This is a genomic window from Oceanimonas marisflavi, assembly GCF_003049725.1.
In the GTDB taxonomy this organism is placed as follows: Bacteria; Pseudomonadota; Gammaproteobacteria; order Enterobacterales; family Aeromonadaceae; genus Oceanimonas; species Oceanimonas marisflavi.
In genome coordinates this window covers 107569-133873 of the sequence record NZ_QAGM01000001.1, presented here as the reverse complement: position 1 = coordinate 133873, position 26305 = coordinate 107569, and the positions used below count along the sequence as shown (strand labels likewise).

At 61.3% G+C, this 26305-nt stretch carries 19 protein-coding genes and 1 pseudogene; 12 read left to right on the top strand and 8 right to left on the bottom strand.

The window, feature by feature from the left end:
• Positions 1–10 precede the first annotated feature (10 nt).
• Positions 11–1870: a WD40/YVTN/BNR-like repeat-containing protein gene (locus DA373_RS00585; RefSeq protein WP_107850419.1), complete on the top strand. Its 1860-nt coding sequence runs from the start codon at positions 11–13 to the stop codon at positions 1868–1870.
• Between the two features lie 296 nt (positions 1871–2166).
• Here the strand turns inward: DA373_RS00585 and betA are convergent, their stop codons facing one another.
• From betA to betI, 3 genes are all read right to left on the bottom strand, one after another.
• On the bottom strand, positions 2167–3849 hold the full coding sequence (betA, locus tag DA373_RS00580; RefSeq protein WP_107850418.1) for a choline dehydrogenase: 1683 nt from the start codon (positions 3847–3849) through the stop codon (positions 2167–2169).
• A gap of 193 nt (positions 3850–4042) precedes the next feature.
• Positions 4043–5506, bottom strand: a complete 1464-nt coding sequence (gene betB, locus DA373_RS00575) for a betaine-aldehyde dehydrogenase (protein WP_107850417.1) — start codon at positions 5504–5506, stop codon at positions 4043–4045.
• Positions 5497–6102: a transcriptional regulator BetI gene (gene betI, locus DA373_RS00570; RefSeq protein WP_107850416.1), complete on the bottom strand. Its 606-nt coding sequence runs from the start codon at positions 6100–6102 to the stop codon at positions 5497–5499. Before betI ends, betB begins: the two co-directional genes overlap by 10 nt.
• Before the next feature lie 239 nt (positions 6103–6341).
• Here betI and fdhA point away from each other — a divergent pair, with 239 nt between their 5' ends.
• From fdhA to DA373_RS00535, 6 genes and pseudogenes are all read left to right on the top strand, one after another.
• Positions 6342–7538, top strand: a complete 1197-nt coding sequence (gene fdhA, locus DA373_RS00565; RefSeq protein ID WP_107850608.1) for a formaldehyde dehydrogenase, glutathione-independent — start codon at positions 6342–6344, stop codon at positions 7536–7538.
• 142 nt (positions 7539–7680) lie between these two features.
• On the top strand, positions 7681–8172 hold the full coding sequence (locus DA373_RS00560; protein ID WP_107850415.1) for a formate dehydrogenase subunit gamma: 492 nt from the start codon (positions 7681–7683) through the stop codon (positions 8170–8172).
• The gene (locus DA373_RS00555) at positions 8172–9713 is read left to right on the top strand and encodes a formate dehydrogenase beta subunit (protein WP_107850414.1); all 1542 of its coding nucleotides are present in this window, start codon (positions 8172–8174) and stop codon (positions 9711–9713) included. The genes DA373_RS00560 and DA373_RS00555 overlap by 1 nt, the downstream gene beginning before the upstream one ends.
• Positions 9713–12568 carry a formate dehydrogenase subunit alpha gene (gene fdhF, locus DA373_RS00550; protein WP_107850413.1) on the top strand — a complete coding sequence of 952 codons (2856 nt, stop codon included), beginning with the start codon at positions 9713–9715 and terminating at the stop codon, positions 12566–12568. The genes DA373_RS00555 and fdhF overlap by 1 nt, the downstream gene beginning before the upstream one ends.
• Positions 12569–12909: 341 nt before the next feature.
• Positions 12910–13266, top strand: a complete 357-nt coding sequence (locus tag DA373_RS00540; RefSeq protein ID WP_157953661.1) for a hypothetical protein — start codon at positions 12910–12912, stop codon at positions 13264–13266.
• 75 nt (positions 13267–13341) lie between these two features.
• Positions 13342–13576 (top strand): annotated as a pseudogene (locus DA373_RS00535) (IS66 family transposase); the annotation flags it as partial.
• 66 nt (positions 13577–13642) lie between these two features.
• On the opposite strand, the gene DA373_RS00530 reads toward DA373_RS00535, so the two are convergent.
• The 4 genes from DA373_RS00530 to DA373_RS00510 form a co-directional block, all read right to left on the bottom strand.
• Entirely contained in the window at positions 13643–13951 is a 309-nt protein-coding gene (locus DA373_RS00530; protein WP_157953660.1) for a hypothetical protein, read from the bottom strand.
• Between the two features lie 306 nt (positions 13952–14257).
• Positions 14258–15466 carry a vWA domain-containing protein gene (locus DA373_RS00520; protein ID WP_198650190.1) on the bottom strand — a complete coding sequence of 403 codons (1209 nt, stop codon included), beginning with the start codon at positions 15464–15466 and terminating at the stop codon, positions 14258–14260.
• 70 nt (positions 15467–15536) lie between these two features.
• The gene (locus DA373_RS00515; RefSeq protein ID WP_107850408.1) at positions 15537–16649 is read right to left on the bottom strand and encodes a hypothetical protein; all 1113 of its coding nucleotides are present in this window, start codon (positions 16647–16649) and stop codon (positions 15537–15539) included.
• A 489-nt stretch (positions 16650–17138) separates the two neighbouring features.
• Entirely contained in the window at positions 17139–17951 is an 813-nt protein-coding gene (locus DA373_RS00510; protein ID WP_107850407.1) for a helix-turn-helix domain-containing protein, read from the bottom strand.
• 189 nt (positions 17952–18140) lie between these two features.
• Here DA373_RS00510 and DA373_RS00505 point away from each other — a divergent pair, with 189 nt between their 5' ends.
• Entirely contained in the window at positions 18141–19538 is a 1398-nt protein-coding gene (locus DA373_RS00505) for an aspartate ammonia-lyase (RefSeq protein ID WP_107850406.1), read from the top strand.
• Positions 19539–19565: 27 nt separating this feature from the next.
• On the opposite strand, the gene cuyB is transcribed toward DA373_RS00505, so the two are convergent.
• Positions 19566–20276 carry a cysteate racemase gene (gene cuyB, locus DA373_RS00500; protein WP_107850405.1) on the bottom strand — a complete coding sequence of 237 codons (711 nt, stop codon included), beginning with the start codon at positions 20274–20276 and terminating at the stop codon, positions 19566–19568.
• 270 nt (positions 20277–20546) lie between these two features.
• Between cuyB and DA373_RS00495 the strand changes: the two genes are divergently transcribed.
• From DA373_RS00495 to DA373_RS00480, 4 genes are all read left to right on the top strand, one after another.
• On the top strand, positions 20547–21464 hold the full coding sequence (locus tag DA373_RS00495; protein ID WP_107850404.1) for a LysR substrate-binding domain-containing protein: 918 nt from the start codon (positions 20547–20549) through the stop codon (positions 21462–21464).
• On the top strand, positions 21461–23137 hold the full coding sequence (locus DA373_RS00490; RefSeq protein WP_232821154.1) for a transporter substrate-binding domain-containing protein: 1677 nt from the start codon (positions 21461–21463) through the stop codon (positions 23135–23137). Before DA373_RS00495 ends, DA373_RS00490 begins: the two co-directional genes overlap by 4 nt.
• A complete protein-coding gene (locus DA373_RS00485; RefSeq protein ID WP_198650189.1) occupies positions 23134–24555 on the top strand; it encodes a sigma-54-dependent transcriptional regulator in 1422 nt (473 codons plus the stop codon). The genes DA373_RS00490 and DA373_RS00485 overlap by 4 nt, the downstream gene beginning before the upstream one ends.
• Positions 24556–24868: 313 nt before the next feature.
• A complete protein-coding gene (locus tag DA373_RS00480) occupies positions 24869–26146 on the top strand; it encodes a dicarboxylate/amino acid:cation symporter (RefSeq protein ID WP_107850403.1) in 1278 nt (425 codons plus the stop codon).
• Positions 26147–26305: the final 159 nt, after the last annotated feature.

The following is a 26305-nucleotide window of genomic DNA, read 5'->3' as shown; positions in this document are numbered from 1 at the left end:
GGAGCGCGCGATGAGCTCAGCACAGAATCCTTCCCGCCGTCACTTTTTCCGTCAGCTCGCCAGCCGGGTCGAGGTGGCCACCCCTGTGGTGACCCCCTGGCGACCGGTGCTGGAAGCCCATGCCGGCGACGGCGATGTGCTCTGGTCCGGCTGGGCCGGCGAGGGCGAAGTGTTTGTGGTCGGTGACGAAGGCCGCATTCTGCATTTCAACGCCGACCAGCCGGGCTGGCACGAGCAGGCCGCGCCGGTGCCACTGCCCCTGCACGGTATCTGGGGCACGGCCCCCGACTGCCTGCATGCAGTGGGCTGGATGGGCTGCATTCTGCACTACAACGGTGAGCAGTGGCGGCAGATCCAGGGGGGCGTGGTCAACGACGACACCGGCCGCTATGCCTCCTGTGAGGAAAACACCCCCTTGTTTGCCATCGACGGCAATGCCGCCGGCGAAGCCTGGGCGGTGGGTGACGAGGGTCGCATTCTGTATTTCGACGGCGAGGGCTGGCGGCCCGAAGTCTCGGGCACCCGCATCAACCTGCGGGCAGTGGCCTGCACGTCGTCCGGGAAGGTCTATGCCGCCGGCGGTGAGGGTACCCTGCTGCGACGCGAAGCCGACGGCCGGTGGCAGCCGGTGGCATGCCCCTTTGGCACCGGCTTTCATGCCATGCTGGTGCTGAACGACGACGAGCTGCTGCTGGCCGGTGGACGTTATTTTGTGGACAGAGGCGGCTTTTGCGGCGAACTGGTGCATTATCGCCACGGCGAGTTTCACAACCTGGCTCAGGACGCCGAACTGCCCCGGCTGCGGGCCCTGCGCGCCTACAAGGACGGCGTGCTGCTGGTGGGCGACAAGGGCCACCTGCTGTATCTGCACAACAACCGAGTGCACCGGCTGGCCTGCAACACCCACCACGACTTGATGGACATCGTTACCCTGGGCTCGGGCGAGGCGCTGGTGGTGGGGGACTTCGGCACCCTGATGACCGCCGCGCCCGACTTTGAAAAGGCGCTGGCCATTCCTCACAAGGAAGTGTCGGCGCAAAGCCGGTGGGAGGCGATGGACAGTCCCACCCAGCGTCAGCTGTGGGGACTGTGGCAGGCCCACGACGGCCAACTGTATGCCTGCGGCGACACCGGCACCGTGCTGCGCCTGGAGGGCGAGCAATGGGTAGCGCTGCCGGCCCCCGATGAGCAACTGGCGGTGCACTGCCTGTGGAGCTGCGAAGGCAGCGGCCTGCTGGCCGGCGGTCAGGAAGGACGCATTTACCGCTTTAACGGCGAGCAGTGGCAGCTGCAGTTCGACCTGCACCTGCACACCACCATACTGGCGATGTGGGGCACCGGCCCCGACTGCATCTATGCGGTGGGTGATGAAGGCCTGGTGCTGCATTACAACGGTCTGGGCTGGCAGCGCATGGCCAGCGGCACTACATCGGCCCTGTACGATCTCTGGGGCCTGGATGCACAACACCTGCTGGCAGTGGGCGACTTTGGTCTGGCGCTGCGCTACAACGGCCAGGAGTGGAAGGGTTTCAATACCGGCACCGAGCAGTTTATCTACAGCGTCTGGGGCCGAAGCCTGAACGACATTTACGCCGTGGGCCTGTCGGGCACTGTGGTGCATTTCAACGGCCAGCGCTGGCACACCATGCCCACCCGGCTGCAGCAGGACTTGTTGTCGGTGTCCGGCAACGATGCCGGCGAGGTGTTTGCCGTGGGTGGCCGGGGCACAGTGCTCAGGCTGGAGCAGGGCCGCTGGCAGCGGGAAAATGCATCCACCGAGGCCGGCCTGCGCGCCGTATGTGCCGCCAAGGACGGCACCGTCTATGCAGTGGGCGACCGGGGCACCATAGTGCGGCGCCGCCGGGCCTGAGCGTAATGCTTCATCGTAAAATGCTCCAGAGCCCAGGGTCTTGTTGTAGCTGCCGCTTTAGCCGGCAGGGCCTGCGCAGCAGGCCGTTAACACCGGCGCTGCCCGATAAACGCGCCAACTAAAGTGGCGCCTACAACCCAAGCCTTTTGTGGAATACGGAGCCTGTGTTGTAGCTGCCGCTTTAGCCGGCAGGGCCTGCGCAGCAGGCCGTTAACACCGGCGCTGGCTGATAAACGCGCCAACTAAAGTGGCGCCTACCGTCGTAAGCAGATTGAACCGAAAGAGCAGGCCTCGGCTCATCCCACCTTGCGGGCCGGCTGGCCGGCGCGCTGGCGCTGTTGCCACTGCTCATCCATGCCCACGTCCGCCTGCGAGGGGGCCAGGGGCGCCTTGCCCTTGATCAGATCCGCGGCCCGCTCCGCCACCATGATGGTGGGGGAGTTCAGGTTGCCGTTGGGAATGGTGGGGAAGATGGACGAGTCCACCACCCGCAGGCCGGCAATGCCGCGCACTTTGGCTTCCGGGTCGACCACAGCCATGTCGTCGGTGCCCATGGGGCAGGTGCAGGACGGGTGATAGGCGCTTTCCACTGCCTGGCGCACAAAGGCGTCAATATCCTCGTCGGTGCGAATGTGCTCGCCGGGCTGAATCTCTTCCGAGCGGTAGGGGTCCATCGCCGGCTGGTTGATGATCTCCCGGGTCAGGCGCACACAGGCGCGAAAGCCTTCCCGGTCGTCCTCGTGCTCCAGGTAGTTGAAGCGGATGTTCGGCGCGGCCTTGGGATCGGCGCTGGCCACCTTCACATAACCCCGGCTTTTCGGCTTGTTGTGGCCGATATGGACCTGAAAGCCGTGGCCGGAAAAGGCTTCACGACCGTCGTAGCGCATGGCGGCGGGCAGAAAGTGATACTGCAGATCCGGCCATTCCACCCCGGCCTTTGAACGGATAAAGCCGCAGGACTCAAAGTGGTTGGTGGCGCCCAGGCCGTCCTTGTTCAGGATCCAGCGGGTGCCGATCTTGAACTTGTTCCACAGATCGAGTTTGCCGTTGAGGGAGATGGGCTCCTTGCAGCGGAACTGAAAATAGAACTCCAGGTGATCCTGCAGGTTTTCGCCCACTCCGGGCAGCTCGTGCTGCACCTCGATGCCGGCCGCTTCCAGGGTGTCTTTGGCGCCGATGCCGGACAGTTGCAGCAGGTGCGGCGAGCCGATGGAGCCGGCGCTGAGGATCACCTCCTTGTTGACCCGTATCTCCTGTACCTGTCCCTTGTGCTCAAAGCGCACGCCTACCGCCTGCTTGCCTTCCAGCAGCACTCTGTGCACCAGGGCGTGGGTGATCACGGTCAGGTTGGGGCGGCTCATGGCCGGGCGCAGATAGGCGTTGGCGGTGGACCAGCGGCGGCCGTTCTTTACCGTCATGTGCATGGGGCCAAAGCCCTCCTGCTGGCGGCCGTTGTAGTCGGGGGTGTGAAAGTAACCCGCTTCCACCCCGGCATCCACAAAGGCCTGATACAGGGGGTTTTGCATGTTGTTGCCGTTGTTTACCCCCAGCGGGCCGCTGTCGCCCCGGTAGTCGTCGCCGCCAAAGGCCCAGGTTTCGGCCTTTTTGAAATAGGGCAGGCAGTGGGCATAGTCCCAGCCCTCGGCGCCGTGCTGCTGCCACTCGTCAAAATCGCGGGCATGGCCGCGTACATAGACCATGCCGTTGATGGAGGACGAGCCGCCCAGCACCTTGCCCCGGGGGCAGTGCATGCTGCGATTGTCGAGAAAGGGCTCAGGCTCGGTATGAAACTGCCAGGCGTACTTCTCGGTGTTCATGGGAATGGACAGCGCCGTGGGCATCTGAATAAAGATGCTTTTGTCGCTGCCGCCGGTTTCCAGCAGCAGCACTCGAGTGGTGCCGTCTTCGGTCAGGCGGTTGGCCAGCACGCAGCCGGCAGAGCCGGCGCCCACGATAATGTAGTCGAATGTGGTGTTCATCTATTACCTCGAATTCGGTTCGGTGTTCGCGCGATCACTGAAGGTGCCGGGTGTATCAGGGCGGTAGGCGCCGCTTTAGCCGGCGCAAACCTGAAGACCACTGTGTCTTCAAGGCCTGTTGCACAGGCCCTGCCAACTAAAGTGGCAGCTACAACAGGGCCGAACACAGAGCATTTGCTTCATGTCATGGGTATTAAAACGGGCTTTCCAGCTTGTTCATGCCCACATACACCGACTTCAGCTGGGTGTAGTGGTTGAGGGTGGCCAGGCCGTTTTCCCGGCCGATGCCGGACAGCTTGTAACCGCCCACCGGCATTTCGGCGGGGGAAGCGCCGTAGGCGTTAATCCAGCAGATGCCGGCCTGCAGCTTGTGAATGACCCGGTGGCCCCGGCGCAGATCGTTGGTGAACACGCCGGCGGCAAGACCCGTGTCGGTGTCGTTGGCGCGGGCGATCACTTCGTTCTCGTCTTCAAAGGTCAGCACCGACATCACAGGGCCGAAGATCTCTTCCCGGCAGATGGTCATGTCGTCGCGGCAGTCGGTGAAAATGGTGGGGGCCACAAAATAGCCGTTGGGGGCCGAGGCCGGACGCAGCGCCTCACCGCCACAGGCCAGGGTGGCGCCTTCCTCAATGCCCTTGCGAATGTAGCCCAGCACCTTTTCATGGTGGCCCTTGGAGATCAGGGCGCCGAAGTTGGTGGCGGGATCCATGGGGTCGCCGGCCACAATGTTGTTGCGGGTGCGCTCCAGCAGCCGCGCCATAAAGTCTGAGTAAATGTGCTTGTGTACAAATACGCGGGTGCCGTTGGTGCAGATCTCGCCCTGGGTATAGAAGTTGCCCAGCATGGCGGCGGAGACGGCGTCTTCCAGATCCGCATCGTCAAAGATGATCAGCGGCGACTTGCCGCCCAGCTCCATGGTCACGTCCTTCAGGCTGCTGGCGGCGGCGGCCATCACCTTCTTGCCGGTGCCCACTTCGCCGGTGAACGACACCTTGGCAATGTTCGGATTGCCGGTGAGCCAGGCGCCCACGGCGCCGTCGCCCTGCACCACGTTGAACACGCCGGCGGGCACCCCGGCCTCAATAAAGATTTCGGCCAGCTTGAGCGCGCCCAGCGGCGTTTCTTCCGAGGGCTTGAAGATCATGGCGTTGCCGCAGGCCAGGGCCGGCGCGGACTTCCAGCAGGCGATCTGCAGCGGATAGTTCCAGGCGCCAATGCCGGCGCAAATGCCCAGGGGCTCACGGCGGGTGTAGTAGAAGTCGCCGCCCAGATCCTGCTGGTTGCCCTCGATAGAAGGCGCCAGGCCGGCAAAAAATTCAATGCTGTCGGCGCCGGTCACCACGTCGACCACGGAGGCTTCCTGCCAGGGTTTGCCGGTGTCCAGCACCTCGATGCAGGCCAGCTCGTCATTGCGCTCGCGCAGCAGCGCCACGGCCCGCAGCAGAATGCGGCTGCGCTCCATGCCGGTCATGGCCGACCACTGCTCAAAGCCGCGGCGAGCCGAGTCGATGGCCAGTGCCTGAATGTGCTGGTCGGCCACTTCCACTTCATAAATGGCCTCGCCGGTGGCCGGGTTGACCACGGTAAAGGTCTCGCCGCTCTGGTTGGCCACATAGCGGCCGTCAACAAAGTTCTGGTGTCTGGTCAATGACATGGGGTTACTCCATGGTGCTGTAGCAAATCGGTGATAAAGGCCTTGCACAGTTGCTCGCCGTCGCGGAAATCCTGCTCGGGATTAACGCTGAGGGCACTGCGCAGCCAGAAGCCGTCGATCATGGCGGCGGTCTGTCGGGCGGCAATGCGTGCCTGCTCCGCGCCCAGCAGGGGACGGAATGAATAGCTCAGGTTGCTGATCAGCCGCTGGCTGTTCACCTGCTGCAGCCGCGCCAGGCTGGGATCGTGCATGGCCTGGGCCCAGAAGCTCAGCCACGACTTGGTGGCCGGGCGTGAACGCTGAAATTCGGTGAAGTTGGCTTCCACTATCATCATCAGCCGCTGTTGCGGGCTGGTGGGGGCGCCATCGGTACGGGACAGCAGCGCCAGCTTGAGCTCGTCCAGCAACTGGCGTACGGTGGCTTCAATCAGCCCCTGCTTGCCGCCGAAATAATGACTGATAATGCCGGACGACATGCCGGCCAGCCGGCTGATGCTGTTAATGGTGGTGTTCTGCAGTCCGTATTCGGCCACCGAGGCCAGGGTGGCCTCGATCAGCTGTTTTTTACGGGTGTCCTTGATTCCGGTAATGGGCATGATTTTTTCTTAATTGAACGTTCAATAAAAATAAGATTAGGGGTTTTGCTGCCGATGATCAAGGGGACCCGGCCCGGAATCTCCCTTATGTCTTGTTTTGGCAAATGGGTGTCTTAATCAGCAATGTGGCCAAATGCATTCGGCAGTCTACTGGGAGCCGGCCTGTGAACCAGATGTTGCCCCAGGCCGGGTGCGCTCATTGGTGAGCGCGACACTCGTCAAGAACAAGGATGCTGATTATGTGCGCAATACACGGTAACAGAGGGGTGGTCTACACCGGGCCGGGCAAGGTTGAAGTGCAGTCCATTGCCTTTCCCGAACTGTCTCTGGGCAACCGGGCCTGCCATCACGGCGTTATTCTCAAGGTGGTGTCCACCAACATCTGCGGCAGCGACCAGCACATGGTGCGCGGGCGCACCACGGCGCCTTCCGGCCTGGTGCTGGGTCACGAGATCACCGGCCAGATCATCGAATGCGGCCGGGATGTGGAGTTTCTCAAGCCAGGCGATATCGTCTCCGTGCCCTTCAACATTGCCTGTGGCCGCTGCCGCAACTGCAAGGAAGGCAAGACCGGCATCTGCCTGAACGTCAACCCCGCCCGCCCCGGCGCCGCCTACGGCTATGTGGACATGGGTGGCTGGGTCGGCGGCCAGTCCGAATACGTGATGGTGCCCTACGCCGACTTTAACCTGCTGAAGTTCCCGGATCCGAATCAGGCGCTGGAAAAGATTCGCGATCTCACCCTGCTGTCCGACATTTTCCCCACCGGATTCCACGGCTGCGTGACCGCCGGCGTGGGTCCGGGCTCCACCGTTTACATTGCCGGCGCCGGCCCCGTGGGCCTGGCGGCCGCCGCCTCGGCTCAATTGCTGGGCGCGGCCTGCGTGATCGTGGGCGACATGAACCCGGATCGCCTGGCCCAGGCCCGCAGCTTTGGCTGCGAGACCATTGACCTGCGCGAAGACGGCTCCATGGAAGACAAGCTGGAAGTCATTCTGGGCGAACGGGAAGTGGATGCCTTCGTGGACTGCGTGGGCTTTGAGGCTCATGCCTGCGGCTGCAACCACGGCAAGGAGGCGCCGGCCACCGTGCTCAACTCTGCCATGCAAGTGACCCGCGCCGGCGGCCAGATCGGCATTCCCGGCCTGTATGTGACCGAAGATCCGGGCGCGGTGGACGAGGCGGCACGGGAAGGGGCGCTGAGCATGCGCTTTGGCCTGGGCTGGGCCAAGTCCCACTCCTTCCATACCGGCCAGTGTCCGGTGATGAAGTATCACCGCCCGCTGATGCAGGCGATCCTGTTCGACAAGGTGCAGATCGCCAAGGCCGTGAACGTGCAGGTGATTTCCCTGGATCAGGCGGTGCAGGGCTATGCCGACTTTGACGGTGGGGTAGCCAAGAAATTTGTGATCGACCCCCATGGTATGGTGGCCTGACAACCGCTAGGGTAACCCCTGCACTCTCAATGCGGGCGTGCAGGGTTTATCACGCCCGGTCAGGAGCGGCCGGGCCATACGCACTGTAAATGGCGGTGGCTAACGCGCACCGCCATCACCGTTTTACAAGGTTGATACTGTTATGGATGAGACTCAAGCAGGCGTTTCAGACACTGTTGAAACAATAGTGACGTCACTCAAACACAAACCCGGCGCCCTGTTGCCCATCCTGCATGGTATTCAGGATCATTTCGGCTACATTCCCGATGCCGCCATCGGGGTGATAGCCCGCCATTTACGCAGCACCGCCGCCGATGTGCATGGGGTGGTGAGCTTTTATCATTATTTCCGCTCCGAACAGCCCGGCCGCCATGTGGTGGAAGTGTGCCGGGCCGAGGCCTGTCAGGCCCGGGGCGCCCGCGCGCTTGAAAGCCATGCCAAAACCAGGCTGGGGGTGGACTACGGCCAGACCACGGCCGATCGCAGCATTACCCTCAAACCCGTCTATTGCCTGGGCAACTGCGCCACCGGCCCCTCGGTGCGGGTAGGGGAGCACATCAAGGGCCGCATGGACCCGGCCCGTTTTGACCGCCTGGTGGATGACCTGACCACCTACAAACTGGAGCTGAACTGATGAGCCTGCGCGTCTTTGTTCCCTGTGAGACCACGGCGCTGTCATTGGGCGCCGAGGATGTGGCCACCCTGATAAGCCGCGAGGCCGAAGCCCGTGGCCTGAAGATTGAGCTGGTGCGCAACGGCTCCCGCGGCCTGTTCTGGCTCGAGCCCCTGGTGGAAGTGGACGACGGCACCGGTCGCCGCGCCTTTGGCCCGGTAGAGCCCGGCGACGTGGCCTCGCTGCTGGAGAGCCACTTCGGCGATGATCACCCCCTGGCCCTGGGGCCAACCGACGAGCTTCCCTGGCTGAAGAAGCAGCAGCGGGTCACCTTTGCCCGGCTGGGTGTGACCGATCCGGTGTCACTGGAGGATTACCGCGCCACAGGCGGCTTTGACGGCCTGCATAACGCCCTGGAACTCGGCCCGCAGCAGCTGGTGGACCAGGTCAAGGCCTCCGGCCTGCGCGGCCGGGGCGGCGCGGCGTTCCCCACCGGTATTAAATGGCAGACGGTGCTGGATGCCGCCGGTGCGCAAAAATACATTGTCTGCAACGCCGATGAAGGCGACTCCGGCACCTTTGCCGACCGGCTGGTAATGGAATGCGACCCCTATATGCTGATTGAGGGCATGATTATCGCCGGCCTCGCCGTGGGCGCCACTCAGGGCTATATCTACCTGCGTGAGGAATACCCGCTGGCCCACCGCCATCTCAACCTGGCCATTGCCCGGGCCGAGGCCGCCGGTTATCTCGGCAGCAATATTCAAAACAGTGGCCGCGCCTTTGCGCTGGAAGTGCGCCTGGGCGCCGGCGCCTATATTTGCGGCGAAGAAACCTCGCTGCTGGAAAGCCTGGAAGGCAAGCGCGGCATGGTGCGGGCCAAGCCGCCGCTGCCGGCCATCGAGGGCCTGTTTGGCCTGCCTACCGTGGTGAACAACGTGCTCAGTCTGGCGGCGGTGCCTTCCATTCTGCGGGACGGCCCCGAGCATTATCACGGCTTTGGTGTGGAGCGCTCCCGGGGCACGCTGCCGTTCCAGCTGGCCGGCAACATAGCCCGGGGCGGCCTGGTGGAGCTGGCCTTTGGGCACAGCCTGCGCGAGCTGATTGACGACTTTGGCGGCGGCAGCGCCAGCGGCCGGCCGGTGCGGGCGGTGCAGGTGGGCGGACCCCTGGGAGCCTATCTGTCGCCGGCGCAGTTCGACACTGCCCTCGATTATGAGGCCTTTTCCGCCATTGGCGCCGTGCTGGGCCACGGCGGCGTGGTGGTGTTTGACGACAGCGTCGACATGGCCGAGCAGGCGCGCTTTTCCATGGAATTCTGTGTGGAGGAGTCCTGCGGCAAATGTACCCCCTGCCGCATTGGCTCGACCCGGGGCGTAGAGGTGATCGACCGCATCATGCGTGGCGAAAACCGCGACGCCAATATGGCGCTGCTGGAAGACCTGTGCGACACCATGATTCAGGGCTCCCTGTGCGCCATGGGCGGCATGACACCCTTTCCGGTGAAAAGCGCCTATACCCTCTTTCCCGAAGACTTTCAGCGCCAGGGAGGCGATGCCTGATGGTTGAACATTTTTTTCCCGAAAAGGATCTGGGCACCCCGGCCCGCCTGTCGGAAGTACAGGTCAGCCTGACCATAGACGGGGTGGAAGTGACGGTGCCGGAAGGCACCTCCGTGATGCGCGCCGCCGCCCTGGTGGACATTAATATTCCCAAACTCTGTGCCAGCGACAATATGGAGGCCTTTGGCTCCTGCCGGCTGTGCACCGTGGAAATTGAAGGCCGGCGCGGCATGCATGCGTCCTGTACCACGCCGGTGAGCGAGGGCATGGTGGTGCGCAGCCAGACCGAGGCGCTGGCCAAACTGCGCCGCAACATCATGGAGCTGTATATCTCCGACCACCCCCTCGACTGCCTGACTTGCCCGGCCAACGGCGACTGCGAACTGCAGGACATGGCCGGCGCCGTGGGCCTGCGCGAGGTACGTTACGGCTTTGCCGGCGAAAACCACCTGAGCCTGCCGAAGGACGAGTCCAACCCCTATTTCACCTTTGACGCCAGCAAGTGCATTCTCTGCTCCCGCTGCGTGCGCGCTTGTGGCGAGGTGCAGGGCACCTTTGCCCTGACCGTGGAAAAGCGCGGCTTTGACTCCAGGATTTCCACCGGCAAGGGAGTGAATTTTCTCAATTCCGACTGTGTGTCCTGCGGCGCCTGCGTGCAGGCCTGCCCCACCGCCACCCTCAGCGAAAAGTCGGTGATCGACAAGGGCCAGCCCGAGCACAGCGTGATCACCACTTGCGCCTATTGCGGCGTGGGCTGCTCGTTCAAGGCCGAGATGAAGGGCGATGAGCTGGTGCGCATGACCCCCTGGAAGGGCGGCCAGGCCAACCACGGCCACTCCTGTGTGAAGGGGCGTTTTGCCTTTGGCTATGCCAGCCACAAGGACCGGCTGAAGCACCCCATGATCCGGGAGTCTATCGACCAGCCCTGGCGGGAAGTGGGCTGGCAGGAAGCCATTGAATTTGCCGCCCGGCGCCTGCGCGAGGTGCAGCAACAGCACGGCCGCAACAGCGTGGGTGGCATTACCTCGTCGCGCTGCACCAACGAAGAAACCTACCTGGTGCAGAAGCTGGTGCGGGCTGCGCTCGGCACCAACAACACCGACACCTGTGCCCGGGTGTGCCACAGCCCCACCGGCTATGGCCTGAAAATGACCCTGGGCGAGTCGGCGGGCACCCAGGACTTTGATTCGGTGATGCAGTCCGACTGCATTCTGGTGATTGGCGCCAATCCCACCGACGCCCACCCGGTGTTCGGCTCGCTGCTGCGCAAGCGGCTGCGCCAGGGCGTCAAACTGATTGTGGCCGACCCCCGTTACATCGATCTGCTGGACAGTCCGCATACCGATGAAGCCCTGCATCTGCCCATTCGTCCGGGCTCCAACGTGGCTCTGGTGAACGCCCTGGCTCACGTGATTGTGACCGAAGGGCTGGAAGACCAGGACTTTATCGCCACCCGCTGTGCCCCCGAGGAGTACGCCGCCTGGCGCGACTTTATTATCGATCCGCGCCATGCCCCCGAGGCCATGAGCGCCGTGATCGGCGTGCCGGCGGAGCAACTGCGCGAGGCTGCCCGGCTGTATGCCACCGCCGGCAACGGCGCTATTTATTACGGCCTGGGTGTGACCGAGCACAGCCAGGGCTCCACCACGGTAATGGGCATCGCCAACCTGGCCATGGCCACCGGCAACATTGGCCGGCCCGGGGTGGGGGTAAACCCGCTGCGGGGCCAGAACAATGTGCAGGGCTCCTGCGACATGGGCTCCTTCCCCCACGAGCTGCCGGGCTACCAGCCGGTGACCGACGCCGCCGTGCGTGCCCGCTTTGAAGCGGTGTGGGGCGCGGGGCTGGATGCCGAGCCGGGGCTGCGCATTCCAGGCATGTTCGACGCCGCCATCGAAGGCCGGTTCAAGGCCATGTATGTGCAGGGCGAAGACATTGCCCAGTCAGATCCGAACACCCAGCATGTGGAGGCGGCGCTGCGCTCCCTGGAGCTGCTGATCGTGCAGGATATTTTCCTTAACGAAACCGCCAAGTTCGCCCATGTGATTTTGCCGGGGGCCAGCTTCCTCGAGAAGAACGGCACCTTTACCAACGCCGAGCGGCGCATCAACCGGGTGCGCCGGGTAATGGCGCCCCTGGCGGGCAAGGAAGACTGGGAAGTGACCATGGCGCTGTCCAACGCCCTGGGCTACCCCATGCACTACCGGCACCCGTCGGAGATCATGGACGAGATCGCCTCGCTGACGCCGTCCTTTGCCGGGGTCAGTTACGACCGGCTGGAACGCATGGGCAGCATTCAGTGGCCCTGTAACGACGAGCACCCGGACGGCATGCCGATCATGCACGGTGACAGCTTCCCCATCGGTGAAGGACGCATGGTGGTGACCGAGTTTATTCCCACCACCGAGCGGGTGAGCGAGGCGTTTCCGCTGCTGCTGACCACGGGCCGTATTCTCAGCCAATACAACGTGGGCGCCCAGACCCGGCGCACCGACAACAACGTGTGGCACAGCGAGGACGTGCTGGAAATTCACCCCCACGACGCCAGCGCCCGGGGCATTGCCGACGGCCAGCCGGTGAATATTCAAAGCCGCACCGGCAGCACGGTGCTGCGGGCCCGGCACAGTCAGCGCATGCAGCCGGGGGTGGTGTACACCACCTTCCACTTCCCCCACAGCGGCGCCAACGTGATCACCACCGACAACTCCGACTGGGCCACCAACTGTCCGGAATACAAGGTCACGGCGGTGCAGGTCACCGGCACCACCGACCTGACCCTGTCGGACTGGCAACAGCGCTTTGAAGCCTTTACCGAAAAGCAGCTGGCCTATGCGGGGCAGGGGCAACCTGAGTAAGGGAGTGAAATAAAAACGCCGGCGGGAGCCTAATGCCGTTCACTTAAGGTGAGCGGCATTTTTCTTTCTGACCGGATAGTGTTTGCCGAAAGATATCACGCACCACGTCGCTGCCCAGCTTTTTACGGGCTTGCGTGACCGCGCTGCGCACCACCGAGTCGACCACAGGGGCAGGATAATATCCAAAGAGCGGTTTATAGAAAGTGTTGTAGATAGCCAAGCTGCTATTATAGTTGGGGTGGACTTTGCCATGAAAAAATAAGGAGTCATTTGTTATGAGGGATGAGTGTGGAGCGCCTCTAAGTTTGAGCATGGCTGACAGTGCTAAGCTGGATCTTGTGATGAAAGAACTTCGTTACTTGCTAGTTAGTAAGGAAAATTATATGGTTTGTACTGATGGGTGGGATATCACGATACGTTACAAAAAACCGGGAGAGCGGTACTGGGTAAAATATGATAGCGAAGGACGGCGAGTGAAAAAGCCATGTGTTTTACTAAGGCCAACTTTAGAGCACTATGCTGAAATTCCATATTTAGAAGTCTTGTTTCATATGTGGTGGCTTAAAAGAGAGTTTGAGTTATACCCTTTGAATGTCAAGAGTTTAACTGAATCCCCTTATTCTATTGATATGGGGATATATACAGTGGAACAAGCCGCCCCGATCATTAGAGAAATGTTGATAGGTGGAGCGTTCTAGACAATATCATCATAGTCTGGTATCTAAGCATTAAAATGTTCATACATGATATCGGCGCTGTTGAACGCACCTTGGACCAACAACGAAACCGAACGGGCGCTGTGCGGCTATGTGCTGTGTGTAAAGGCAGCAAAGAGGTCTGCGCACACTAGGGCGAGCTGTTCCGGCAACGCATTTTGTCGCTGGTGGAAATCGCCAAACTCTTAGGTCGCTGTCCGCAGGAATGGTTACGATCGGTGACCCGGGCCTGCGTCGAGAAACACATTATCCCATTCCTGAAGAACTGTTCGTGTCAAGCCACTCCCGGTGAACTGTTACGGAGCTTACCGACCCAATTCCCGTTTCAGGTTCATTGATCGCTCGGCCCAGTTCATGGTCAAAGCTCCAGCCGAATGATGGTCGCTGCCCGCTCCAGCGTCAGGTCACTGGCTAGGTCGATCTCGCGCAAAAAACCTTGCTTTCGTTCGGCGCGAAAACGTAGTTGCCAGTAGTACTCTACCTCGAAGTCGAGTGGGGTCAGACGCACATTGGGCCCGAACAATACATCGCCCTGTTTGGGTAGCACCACCAAGTAGTAATACTGCGCGTTGTACACCCGGTAGTGGGGGTATAGACACTGCCGCAACACGTTGCTGGCAGCTGTGAGTAGGAAGGTATAGCGTTGCTGGTGAGCGTCCATGGCCACGGTTAGTCCTCCATCGTCAGCATGGCGTTAATGACCCGTGTCGCTTGGGGGATACCTATGGTGTCCAAAGCTTCATGTTCGTCGAGCTAGCCGTGCAGGCATCGCAGGAACACCTCAAGTTGCATGTTACGGTGCGACACTCGTGGGTCCTCTGGCGCCAGTTCCAGCAGGGTTCTGTTGTTCATAAGCCGGTCGTCTTTGCGGTGTACCCCAGTGGGAGTGAGCATAGCTTGGTGGGGTATGGTGTTCATATCTAACAGCTGATTTATTATTCAACCCTCATTGTGTTTCATGTGACACCGGATTTCAATCACCGACGTAAAGGGTGCGGCCATAGGGTGCACGCTGCTTGGTGGTCATGGCCCACAGTACCGGTAGCTCGGGCGGGTGGCCATAGGGGGTGTAGCCGTCGGTGAACACTACCACGCCGTTAACGTCGACCGGCAGGCTCTCGGCCCAGCGCAGCCCGGCGGTCATATCGGAGCCGCCACTGGTAACGGCCTTGGCCACTGGGGCGAAGTCGAACGGCGGGGTCAGGTGAAATTCCGCCTCTACCTCAGTGGTGACTATCGCCACGTACAACTCGGTGGGGTTACAGTCGTTAGCGGCACAGGCGATCTCGCTCAGGTAGCGGAGCACCTCGTCGCAACTGACTGAGCCCGAGCTGTCCAGCACCACCGCCAGGGCAGCCATGCTGCCGGTGGGTGAATACATGCCCGGTAGTTTTATGCCGCACCACAGAAAGCGGCGGTTGGGCCGGGTAAACGAGTAGTCGTCGCGGCTGGTTTGCTTGCACCAGTCTGCCAGTTCCTCCTTCCAGTTGGCCTTGGGAGTTATCAGCTGGCTCACCAGCTCACGCACCGCCGGACTCACCCCCTTGCCCATGGCCTTGCCCACGGCGATGGCCTTGCTCACCCGCACCCGGGTCTCGACTTCGGCCCCGGGGTCGTCGTTGGCAATCACGTCGTTGGATTGCAGCGACGGATTATCCCTAGTTAGGGAATCAGAATTACCGCCGCTACCAGTATTAGTATCGCAACAACCCCCACCGTCATCGTTATCAGCACCAGCTCGCCCCTGTTCGTGTTGTTGCTGTTGTAGCAACAAATCCTTGTACACCTGTTCCACGCTCCAGTTTCGATACTGACTATCACATACCCAGTCGATGCCCTCGATGGCCCCGTCCTCGGCCAGAATGATGTTGTTGACCACATGGTCCACCGCCAGCATCAGCACCTCCCGGCGGTACTGCGTTGGCGGGAAGCGGCTGGTGGCGCAGTGCAGCAGCATGATGTGCAGCGCCTCGTGCTTGAGTACCCGCATCATATCGGGCAGGCTCAGCGTGGCCACAAAACCCCGGTATATATACAGGGTTTTTGAGTCGGTCAGCACCGTCCGGGGCAGCCCCGGCGGCAGCGTGGTTGGGTCATAAACGATGTCCATATCCATCAGGATGGCGGCGTAGGTCGGTTGCCGCAGCACCAGTTGGATTATCGCCTTTTGTACGATTTCCATAATGTGTGTCTCAATGCGTACCTTGTTGTGGTATTCCTCGTGCAACGCCCTGCTTCTCGTGGAGCAGGGCTCAGCCCAGCAGGTGACCGTACTCAGTCGACCACTTGATGAACGCCTCAGTGGCGTATATTTCGCGGCCGTTGTCCCGGGAATTGACGGTCTTGATACCGGCCACGGCATACTCCGGCGACAGCCGGGTCAAGTAGGCCATGATGGCCGCGAAAGTCTTGCTCTCAGCTCGGTGCGCCAGTGCGGTCAGCACCGCATAGGTAGTGGCGGCGTTGAACTCAACTGGGGCTTGAACCGGATCGGCTAGTATCTGGTCAATGTCCGGCATGTCCTGCCAGATTTGCACAAAGCTGCAAAACTCCACCGCTTGTGCCTCGCCCACGGTACCAGCGGTCAGCATCATCAACGACACCCGGTCATCCAGTAGCCTGGGGCTGGCTTTGAGAATGTCCGACAGTTTTTGCCATGAGCGCTCGGTGGCGAAAGCCATCTCCTTGCGGCCGTGTTCTAGGTGCGCCTCAAAGGTATTGAGCAAATCCGGGCGGAAGCGAATAAAAGCTTGCACCAGCGGCTCCAGCTCAATGATGCTGGCCACCTCGTTCAGCCAGTAGGTCGAATCCGAACTTACGTGCAAATGTTGGATACGGTTGGCCAAGGGTGCTGGCATTTTGAAGGACGCGCCGCTGTCGGTGACTCGGTTGCCGGCCATGGCCACGCTCCATCCCGGTTTGAGTTTGTAGGCTCCGATGCGCTTCTCTTGGGTAATCTGATAGCAGGTCACCTGCACGCTGGGCGGAGCACTGGGTGCTTCGTCGATAAACAGAACGCCGTGGTCGGGCAAGTCGGTGCGCCCGGTGTGCGGAAACCAGTCCGGGCATAGTCGGATCATCACCCCGGTGGTCTCGTCCTTATCCGGCAGCCCGCCCATGTCCACTGGGTCTTTGTCGGTGGCCCGCAGGTCAATAAAACCAAACCATTTACTCGGGTCTTTGGGCTGGTCGCCGTACTCCGCTACCCCCTGCAGCCCCAGTTCGGCTGCCCGTTGCTGGCAGTAGTAGGCCATGCCAATACTCTTGCCTACACCCGGCGGCCCCCACAGCATGGGCACTCCGCCACCGGCGAACACGGCAGTAGCCACGGTCATTACCTGCTTGATGTTAGCGTTAACGCTCATAGTAGTTCCCTCGTTGTGTCGCTGTCCCTAACTAGGGATTACTTGTTAGCCTGTAATCTAAAAACTGAGCCCTAATTTAAAAGGGGTTAGGTGCAAGTACGCTTGAGAATATTCAGAGCTGTATAACCTGAAGGTTGAGCAAGAAGCGTTCAGAACAACATTAATAGCTTGAACGTCGTGGGGATATATTAGTTGACAGGGCGCGAGCACATTTCAAAATTGTGTATTTTGAGTTCAAATCTTGCGTTCCTACGTGAAATTCTCACCATTTCGTTCTGGAAAAAGTTCGAAAATTTACGCACGAACGCCAGAAGGACACATATTGAACAAAGTATGCTCCCGACCTGTATTAGTTGACAGTTAAAAAGCAGCAGAGAGGTTATTTATATCAGATAACAAACATACCCTTGGACAGGGTAGATTTTCCCAGAGTCACAGTGCTATCTGACCGAACAACCGGGCCGCAGGCATACCGGCCCGTAATATCCATCAAAAATAATGCCTGGCCCGAAAGTGGTGTTCGTGAGGGGCCATGTCGTTGCCGATGGCGTTAAGAATGGTGCCGGAGATCTGGCCGCTGTCGGCGTCAAAGGTGCTGCACAGGGAGAGGGTACGGCGAATGTCCACCTGCCGGCCCAGATATTCCAGCACCACTCGCGTACAGCTGGGAATGCGCTCGCCGCTGGCGGAGGCGCCCAGGCGCAGGCCGCTTAACCGGCCCACCCGGCTTTTAAAGGTGGGGATCAGTATGGTCTGGGTGATCTGGTTGCCGGTAAGCGATTCATAGTCCACCAGAAAAATGCGGTCTGCCAGCAGGTGGGCCATGCCCAGATATTTGCTGTGATACACCCGCTCGCCCGGGGCCTGTTGCAGGCGCTCGGTGCGCTGGTAATACACGCCGTTGCCCCGGCGCTCCAGGCACAGCAGGTTGCGCAATATCTTGCCCGGAAAGGCCATGGAGTAATGGTATTCAAAGTAATAGCCCAGATACTTGTCCAGCCCGTGAGAGTTGGCCTGCAGCAGGCTCATGTGCTCGGTTTCCGGGTGCACTTCTTCCGTTACCTGGGGCTTGGGCCGCACCTGGATCAGCAGCTCGAACTGGCTGTGGGGCATCAGTATTTCATGCTCTTCCACCCCGAAGAAGTCGCACAGCCGGCGCAGGCTGTGGGCCGAGGGCTTGTAGCGGCCGCTCAGGTAGCGGTTGAACTGGGGGCGGTTGATCTTGAGCCGGCGGCAGACTTCGGCCACCGACTTGTAGTAACTGCAGAGCAGGCGCAGGTTTTTGGCGAAATCTTGGTGCATAACGGCTCCATGAAACTGGCGTCAGTATACCGAAGGTTATTTTGCTGCAACAGGGTGCAACAGTCGCTTTGTGACGCAGTTCGTGCATCATTCAGCATCAGCTTGAGTCAGGGCGTCAAATATTCAGTGCGCGTGCGCACTGCTGTAATAGGGGCCTGAACAGCACAAACCCCACAAAGCAGGTACCCCATGCAAACACGTATCGAAAAGGATCTACTGGGCGAACAGCCGGTGCCGGCCGAGGCCTGGTACGGCATTCAAACCCAGCGGGCGCAGCAGAATTTCACCATTACCGGCGTGCCCATCAGCCACTTTCCCGAGCTGATCAACGCCCTGGCCATGGTCAAGTCTGCCGCCGCTCACGCCAACCGGGATCTGGGCCAGCTGGAGCCCCACAAGGCCGAGGCCATTAACGCCGCCTGTGCCGATATCATCAACGGCGCCCTGCACGATCAGTTTGTGGTGGATCTCATTCAGGGCGGGGCGGGCACCTCCACCAACATGAACGCCAACGAAGTCATTGCCAACCTGGCGCTGGCCAAGCTGGGCCATGGCCGCGGTGAATACAAACACCTGCATCCCAACAACGACGTGAACCGCTCCCAGTCCACCAACGACGCCTATCCCACCGCCGCCCGGCTGGCCATCGTGTTTGCCGCCCAGCCGCTCAAGCAGGCCATTGCCGGACTGCAGCAGAGCCTGGCTACCAAGGCCGAAGAGTTTGCCCACATTCTCAAAATGGGCCGCACCCAGCTGCAGGACGCCGTGCCCATGACCCTGGGTCAGGAGTTCGACGCCTTTGCCGTTAACCTGGGCGAAGAAGAAGCCCGCATCGACGACGCCTGCCGCCTGCTGTGCGAGGTGAACCTGGGCGGCACCGCCATTGGCACCGGCATTAACGCCCATCCCGACTATGCGCCGCTGGCGGTGAAGCACCTGGCCGAGGTGTCCGGCCAGCCGGTGAGCCTGGCCAGCAATCTGGTGGAAGCCACCTCCGACATGGGCGCCTTCGTCACCTTCTCCAGCGTGCTCAAGCGGCTGGCGGTGAAGCTGTCCAAGCTGAGCAACGATCTGCGCCTGCTCTCAAGCGGCCCGCGCACCGGCCTGGGTGAAATTCAGCTGCCCGCCATGCAGCCCGGCTCGTCCATCATGCCCGGCAAGGTGAACCCGGTGATCCCCGAGGCCATGAACCAGACCGCGTTTCAGGTGATCGGCGCCGATATGGCGGTGACCCTGGCGGCGGAGGCCGGCCAGCTGCAGCTGAATGCCATGGAGCCGCTGATCATCTATAACCTGCTTAACTCCAGCCGCATGCTGGGCGAGGCCATTCGCATGCTCGACACCCGCTGCGTACGCGGCATCAAGGCCAATGAAGAGCAGTGCGCCGCTCACCTGCACAACAGCATCGGCATTATCACCGCCCTGGTGCCTCACATCGGTTACGACAACGCCAGCCGCATTGCCAATCAGGCACTGGTGAGCGGCGCCACCGTGGCCGAGCTGGTGCGCGAAGAGCAGCTGCTCAGTGAAGAGCGGCTGGCGGCGGTGCTCAGCCCCGCCTCCATGGTGGCGCCCTGCGTGGCCTGACCAAGAAACACCAAGCTGGCGGCGTGATCACGCCGCCACCGCCATTGGCTGCTGCTGGTGCCATTGCACACAGGCCGCCGCCAGCGCCCGGGTGGCGTCCATGCCAAGGTGGGCATGGACCGAGTCAAGGGCGTTCAGCGCCACGGGAATTTCGGTGCAGCCCAGAATGACCCGCTCCACTCCCTGCTGCAGCATGTCGGCCATGCAGCCGTCCAGCACCTGAGCACCCTGCTCAAGGGCACCGGACTTCACCAGATAAATGCCTTCCATCACCCGGCGCTGCAGTTCCTGCTGGGGGGTGGTGAGGGCAATGCCGTATTCCGCCAGCTCCCGCGTATAAAAGCCGGCCTTCAGGGTACCGTCGGTGGCCAGCAGGCCCACGGAGGTGATTTTTTCCTGTGCCAGCGCTTCGGCGCAGGCTTGAGCAATATGCAAAATGGGCACGCTGCTCGCCTGAGCCAGCGGCTCATACCAGTAATGGGCGGTGTTGCAGGGAATGGCAATGCAGCCGGCACCGCCGCTTATCAGGGTGTTCAGCCCTTTCAGCAGGGCTGCAAGAGGCGACTCCCTGTTTTCCAGCAGGCAGGCGGTGCGGTCGGGAATTTGCGGCACCGAATGCACCAGCAGCGGCAGGTGATCCTGATCCCGGCTGGCCGGGGTCTGGTGAATGATTTTGGTCACAAAGTCAACGGTGGCCAGCGGCCCCATGCCGCCAAGAATGCCAATAAGGGAACGCATCAGAAAGTCTCCAGGCTGTTTTTTGGCAGCCTAAAGCAGCCGGCGAGGGTACCGACAATGCCGTTTGAGTACCCCCTATACCCGCTCTGCATAACCGCCAGGCTGGGCCTGAAATATCAACAGGATGGCACTGTTATGCCGGTTTGTTATATCCGGTGCGGGATGGGCATGGCACAACATTGCGCTGAGCAAGGCCGCCACCGAATGATATAATGCCGCCCGAACCGGTCAGCAGGCTGACCGATGCTGTGAAAAAGCCGAGGGTGGTGCATGAACATAGAAACAAAATGGCTGGAAGACTTTTTGTCCCTGGCCCACACCCAGAGCTTTTCCCGCTCCGCCGAGGAGCGGCACATGACCCAGCCCGCCTTCAGCCGGCGCATTCGCGCGCTGGAAGCCGCCCTGGGCTGCGAGCTGGTCGATCGCACCAGCATGCCGGTGCAGCTCACCGATGAGGGCCGGCTGTTTCGCATTACCGCCCGCAACCTGGTGACCCAGCTGGCCGACAGCATCAGCCACCTGCGCTCCATCAAGCAGCGCGGCGTTCATACCATCGACTTTGCCGTGTCTCACACCCTGTCGCTGTCCCTGTTTCCCGCCTTTTTGCAGTCGTTTCAGCGGGAGCTGGAAGGCATCAGCACCCGTCAGCTGGTGGCTAATGTGGACGACAGCGTGCAGGCCCTGAAAAACGGCATTTGCGACTTTCTGCTGGCTTTTGACGATCCCGGCCTGGCACCGGCGCAGTTTCACCGTTTTGAGCTGCAAACCGAGCAGCTGGTGCCGGTGTGCCGGGCCGACGAAGACGGCCGGCCCGTGTTTAATCTGGACTCAGCCGATGCAGAAGCCTTGCCTTATCTTGGCTACCCCGAAGAGATTTTTCTCGGTCGTTGTGTGGCGCGCTTGCTGCGCCGCCGGCCGCGCCCGGTCACCCTGCACCAGGCATTTGAGTCGCCCCTGGCCGACAGCCTCAAGGTGATGGCCATGCAGGGCATGGGCATTGCCTGGGTGCCGAGCTTTGCCATTCGGGAAGAATTGCGCCAGGGCTTTCTGGTGATCTGCGGCGGCAGCGACTGGCAGTGGCCGCTCAATGTCTGCCTCTATCGCTGCAGCCGGCCCCTGTCCGACACCGCCGAGGCCTTCTGGCAAGTGTGCGAGCACCATTACGGCCGGGCGGAACCGAAACCATGAAACGGCTCTGGGTGTGTTTGTTGTTGTGGGGGCTGGCCCTGGACGGTGCCATGGCGGCAGAGCCGTACCGGGACGGCATTATTCGCGTGGGCGGTGATCACGACTATCCGCCCTATGAATTTCTTAATGAAGACGGCGAGCCCGACGGCTACAACGTGGAGCTGACCCGCGCCATTGCCGAGGTCATGGGCATGCAGGTAGACATTCGCCTGGGCGACTGGAACCGCATGCGCCAGGCGCTGGATGCGGGCGAGCTGGATGTGCTGCAGGGCATGACCTTTTCTGACGAGCGCCGCGACGATTACAGCTTTTCGCCGTCCCATGCCATCGTGCATCAGTCCATTTTTGCCCGCAAAGGGGAAGGCGAGGCCCGGGCGCTGGCCGCGCTGCGCGGCAGGGAGGTGATTGTGCAGCGGGGCGGCATTATGCACGACCTGCTGCTGCACAGTGAGGTGGGGGCAAAACTGGTGCTGGTCGACACCCATGCCACCGCCCTGCGTCTGCTGGCAGCGGGCAGGCACGACTATGCCCTGGTCGCCAACCTGCCGGGCCTTTATCTGGGCCGTGAGCTGGAGCTCTCCAACATAGTGCCGGTGGGCCAGCCCTTTCGCCCCCAGCGCTACGGCTATGCGGTGGCCAGGGGCAACGAGGCGCTGCTGGCGGGGTTCAGCGAAGGGCTGGCCATTCTCAAGAATACCGGTCGTTACCAGCAAATTTACGACAAGTGGCTCGGGCCGCTGGAGCAGGGCGGCTGGCCCTGGAAGAAAATCGGCCTGGCCGCCGCCCTGGTGTCGGCGCTGCTGCTGGTGGTGCTGGGCGGCATTGTGATCTGGAACCGCATGCTGGCCCGGGAAGTGGCCCGGCGCAGCGAAAAGCTGCAATTGCAGCAGCAGCAGCTGATCCAGGCCGACAAGATGTCGTCCCTGGGGATTCTGGTGGCGGGGGTGGCCCACGAGATCAACAACCCCAGCAGCCTGCTGCTGCTGAACCTGCCGGTGCTGAAAGACGCCTTTGCCGATCTGGAAGCGCTGCTGGAGGCGCAATATGAGCAGCAGGGCGACTTCTACCTGGCCGGGCTGCCCTACAGCCGCATGCGCGAGGAGCTGCCGGCCATGCTCGACGACATGCAGGCCAGCGCCGGCCGCATTCGCCGTATAGTGGACGATCTGCGCGACTTTGCCCGCCAGGGCCCGGCGGAGCTCACCGAAAACGTGGATCTCAATGCCCTGGTGGCCACGGTGATCCGCCTGGTCGACAACACCATTCGCAAGTCCAGCCAGCGGCTGGAGGTGGACTGCGCACCGGACCTGCCGCCGTTCAGGGGCAATGCCCAGCGCATTGAGCAGGTGGTGGTCAACCTGGTGGTCAACGCCTGCCAGGCCCTGACCAGCCCGGAGCAGGGCATTTTTATCCGCACCGGCTACCGGGCCCAGGGCAATGAGCTGTATCTGGACATTATCGATCAGGGGGTGGGCATCGAGCCCCACAACCTGTCCCGGCTGAAGGATCCGTTTTTTACCACCAAGCGCGAGCAGGGCGGCATCGGGCTGGGTTTGTCCGTGTCTGCCGGCATCGTGCAGGAGCATGGCGGCCGGCTGGAGTATGACTCCGAGCCGGGCAGGGGCACCCGCGCCACCCTGACGCTGCCTGCGATAAAAGGAACCCCATCGTGATCAAAAGCAACCTCTATCCCGGCTTCGGCGTGCTGCTGGTGGATGACGAAGCCCCCTTTCTGCGCAGCCTCAGCATTGCTCTGGAGCGGCGGGGCGGCATCAATCATATTTACCGCTGCGAAGACAGCCGGGAGGTGATGGGCATCATTGCCCGGGAGCCCATTGGCCTGGTGCTGCTGGACCTGACCATGCCGCATCTGTCCGGCGAAACCCTGCTGCAACAAATTGTGGAGGAATACCCCGAGATTGCGGTGATCATCGTCAGCGGGCTGAACCAGCTGGAAACGGCGGTCAACTGCATTCGCCTCGGAGCCTACGACTATTTCGTCAAGACCACGGAAGAAGACCGGCTGATCGGCGGCATTCGCCGGGCCATTGCCAGCCAGGAAATGCGGCTGGAAAACCAAGAAATGCGCCGGCGCTTTCTCACCGACACCCTGGAGCACCCCGAGGTGTTTGCCGGCATCATTACCCAGGACAAGGGCATGCGCTCGGTGTTTCAGTATCTGGAGGCCATTTCTGCCAGCAGCCAGCCGGTGCTGATCTGTGGCGAGAGCGGCGTGGGCAAGGAGCTGATTGCTCACGCCATTCATGCCCTGAGCAACCGCAACGGGCCCGTGATCAGCGTGAATGTGGCCGGGCTGGACGACAATGTGTTTGCCGACACCCTGTTCGGTCATAACAAGGGGGCCTTTACCGGGGCTGAGCGGGCCCGGGCCGGCATGATTGAACAGGCCGCGGGTGGCACCCTGTTTCTGGACGAGATTGGGGATCTGAGCCTGGCATCCCAGGTCAAGCTGCTGCGGCTGCTGCAGGAAGGGGAGTATTACCCTCTGGGCAGCGACCGGCCCAAACGCCTGCGTGCCCGCATCGTGGTGGCTACCCATCAGGATCTGGCCCGCAAGCAGCAGGACGGCTCTTTCCGCAAGGATCTCTACTACCGGCTGCGCACCCATCAGGTGGAGATACCACCGCTGCGCCAGCGCAAGGATGATATTCCCCTGTTGCTGGAGCACTTTCTTGCCGAGGCGGCGGCGGAATTGAGCAAAACCGTGCCCACCCTGCCCAGGGAATTGCCGGTGCTGCTGGCCAACTACGCCTTTCCCGGCAATGTGCGCGAGTTGCGGGCGCTGGCCTATGACGCCATGAGCCGGCACAAGTCGAAAATGCTGTCGATGGAGGTGTTTCGCCAGGCCCTTGGCCAGCAGGAAACACAGGTTCTGCCAGCAGGCGAAGCCGAATCCGGCCCCTTCAGCCAAATGCCGACCCTGCCCAGGCTGAATGAAGTGGGTGATCTGCTGGTGGCCGAGGCCATGCGCCGGGCCGAGGGCAACCAGTCGCTGGCCGCCCGTCTGCTGGGCATCTCCCAGCCGGCGCTGAGCAAGCGGCTGAAAAAGGCCGCGGCCGACGAGGCCTGAACCCCTATAACCCGGGTTAAGGGTTATAACCCGGGTTAACCTGCCTATCACCTTGATAAAAATTACTTTTCTTCTCCATTGTGACCTTGCTCATAACTTTGGTTATACCCCTTCCGCTTTGTGCTGCCATTCAACCTTGATTAAAAATTCATTAATAAACAGTTGCTTAATGGAGTTTTCAGAAACTGGCATGGGCTTTGCTGTTGTCTGGTCAGGGATTGGCGAGTGAGCGCCAGATACCGATGGTTTGGACCGCACCCGCACAGGGGCGTCCGGCTGTATACCTCGACATCAAAAAATCAAGGAACCAACGATGGAACAGACAGTAGCAGTGCAGGGCCGTACCGGCTTTTGGAGCGGACTGGCGCTCTGGAAAAAAATTCTGGTAGGCATGGTGCTGGGCGTGATTGCGGGCACCCTGATGGGGCCGGACGCCGAGCTGTTAAAGCCAATTGGCACGTTGTTTATTAACGCGATCAAGATGCTGATCGTGCCGCTGGTATTCTGCTCTCTGGTGGTGGGTGTCACCTCCATGCAGGACACCCGCAAGATGGGCCGTATCGGTCTCAAATCCGTTGTGCTTTACCTGGGTACCACGGCGGTGGCCATTACCATTGGTCTGGCACTGGCGCTGCTGTTTTCCCCGGGTGCCGGCATGAACATGACCATTACCGAGCCGGTGTCGGCGAAAGAAGCCCCTTCCATGGTGGACACTCTGCTGGCGCTGATCCCGCAAAACCCCATCGGTGCCATGGCCGCCGGCAACATACTGCAGATCATTGTGTTCGCCCTGGGACTGGGCATTGCCCTGACCCTGTGCGGCGAGAAGGCGCAGCCGGCTGTTCGTGTGTTTGAAAGCCTGGCCGAAGGCATGTACAAACTGACCGAAATCATCATGAAGCTGGCCCCTTACGGTGTGTTTGGCCTGATGGCCTGGGTGGCGGGCAAGTACGGCCTGGAAGTATTGCTGCCGCTGATCAAGGTGGTGGCCCTGGTGTATGTGGGTGCCCTGATCCACGTGGTGGTGGTGTACAGCGGCCTGATCAGCCTGGTAGGCCGTCTGAACCCGGTGCGCTACCTGAAAGGCCTGATCAACCCGGCTGCCGTGGCCTACACCACCACCAGCAGCTCCGGCACCCTGCCGGCCTCCATCAAGGCGGCCCGTGAGGAAATGGGCGTGTCTCAGGGTGTGTCCAGCTTTGTACTGCCCCTGGGTGCCACCATCAACATGGACGGCACCGCGCTGTATCAGGGTATTTGTGCCGTGTTCGTGGCCCAGGCCTTTGGCGTGGATCTGGCCATGTCCGATTACATTCTGATCATTATGACCGCGACACTGGGCTCCATTGGTACTGCCGGTGTGCCCGGTGCCGGCCTGATCATGCTGTCGCTGGTGCTGACCACCGTTGGCCTGCCTCTGGAAGGTCTGGCCATTGTGGCCGGTATCGACCGTATTCTCGACATGGCCCGTACCACGGTGAACGTGTGTGGCGATCTTATGGTGTCGGTGCTGATCGGCAAGAGCGAAAACGAGCTGGACGAAACCGTTTACAACCGCGCCGCTCCGGCGACGGACGCGAGCCGGGTTTAACCGGCCCAGCAAAAGGACGGCGAATGCCGTCCTTTTTTATACCCTACCTTCTTGTCGCAAACAGCCAGGTCCCGGGTCGCAATCAGCATATTCTGATTCTCTCCTGCTTTTACAGTGGGGTATTGATTGATCGTTCAATTAATGTGAGGTTTAAAGGCC

Bases quoted from the DNA above. Each gene is read 5' to 3' on its own strand.
- DA373_RS00520 (WP_198650190.1), bottom strand. From the start codon at position 15,466: ATGGAAATCGTACAAAAGGCGATAATCCAACTGGTGCTGCGGCAACCG.
- DA373_RS00510 (WP_107850407.1), bottom strand. From the start codon at position 17,951: ATGCACCAAGATTTCGCCAAAAACCTGCGCCTGCTCTGCAGTTACTAC.
- betB (WP_107850417.1), bottom strand. From the start codon at position 5,506: ATGTCATTGACCAGACACCAGAACTTTGTTGACGGCCGCTATGTGGCC.
- DA373_RS00490 (WP_232821154.1), top strand. From the start codon at position 21,461: ATGAAACGGCTCTGGGTGTGTTTGTTGTTGTGGGGGCTGGCCCTGGAC.
- DA373_RS00585 (WP_107850419.1), top strand. From the start codon at position 11: ATGAGCTCAGCACAGAATCCTTCCCGCCGTCACTTTTTCCGTCAGCTC.
- DA373_RS00480 (WP_107850403.1), top strand. From the start codon at position 24,869: ATGGAACAGACAGTAGCAGTGCAGGGCCGTACCGGCTTTTGGAGCGGA.
- DA373_RS00515 (WP_107850408.1), bottom strand. From the start codon at position 16,649: ATGAGCGTTAACGCTAACATCAAGCAGGTAATGACCGTGGCTACTGCC.
- betI (WP_107850416.1), bottom strand. From the start codon at position 6,102: ATGCCCATTACCGGAATCAAGGACACCCGTAAAAAACAGCTGATCGAG.
- fdhA (WP_107850608.1), top strand. From the start codon at position 6,342: ATGTGCGCAATACACGGTAACAGAGGGGTGGTCTACACCGGGCCGGGC.
- DA373_RS00505 (WP_107850406.1), top strand. From the start codon at position 18,141: ATGCAAACACGTATCGAAAAGGATCTACTGGGCGAACAGCCGGTGCCG.
- DA373_RS00540 (WP_157953661.1), top strand. From the start codon at position 12,910: ATGAAAGAACTTCGTTACTTGCTAGTTAGTAAGGAAAATTATATGGTT.
- betA (WP_107850418.1), bottom strand. From the start codon at position 3,849: ATGAACACCACATTCGACTACATTATCGTGGGCGCCGGCTCTGCCGGC.
- DA373_RS00555 (WP_107850414.1), top strand. From the start codon at position 8,172: ATGAGCCTGCGCGTCTTTGTTCCCTGTGAGACCACGGCGCTGTCATTG.
- DA373_RS00560 (WP_107850415.1), top strand. From the start codon at position 7,681: ATGGATGAGACTCAAGCAGGCGTTTCAGACACTGTTGAAACAATAGTG.
- cuyB (WP_107850405.1), bottom strand. From the start codon at position 20,276: ATGCGTTCCCTTATTGGCATTCTTGGCGGCATGGGGCCGCTGGCCACC.
- DA373_RS00495 (WP_107850404.1), top strand. From the start codon at position 20,547: ATGAACATAGAAACAAAATGGCTGGAAGACTTTTTGTCCCTGGCCCAC.
- fdhF (WP_107850413.1), top strand. From the start codon at position 9,713: ATGGTTGAACATTTTTTTCCCGAAAAGGATCTGGGCACCCCGGCCCGC.